At 24.9% G+C, this 241-nt stretch carries 1 protein-coding gene; it reads left to right on the top strand.

Annotated elements, in window-relative coordinates:
* Positions 1 to 198, top strand: a 198-nt coding sequence (locus ACQG3P_RS22610; RefSeq protein WP_426806303.1) for a hypothetical protein, incomplete at its 5' end; no start/stop codon positions are given.
* Positions 199 to 241 lie beyond the last annotated feature (43 nt).

Genomic DNA, 241 nt, shown 5'->3' on the forward strand with positions numbered 1-241 from the left:
TTCCCGGGACATATACAATTAAAAAATACAAAACAAGAAGAACCAGAACAAAAAAGACCACAAAAAAATAAAAAAACAAAAACAAAATTCAAAAATAAAAAACCAACCACAAAAAAAACAAAAAAAAAAAAAAAAAAAAAAAACAAAAAACAAAAAAAACCAACCCAAACACACACCCAAAAAAAAACCAAAGAATAAACCAAGGAAAACAAAACCCACAACCCCAACGAAAAAAAAAAAA

It is taken from the genome of Stenotrophomonas sp. SrG (assembly GCF_050031795.1).
Taxonomy (GTDB): domain Bacteria; phylum Pseudomonadota; class Gammaproteobacteria; order Xanthomonadales; family Xanthomonadaceae; genus Stenotrophomonas; species Stenotrophomonas rhizophila_A.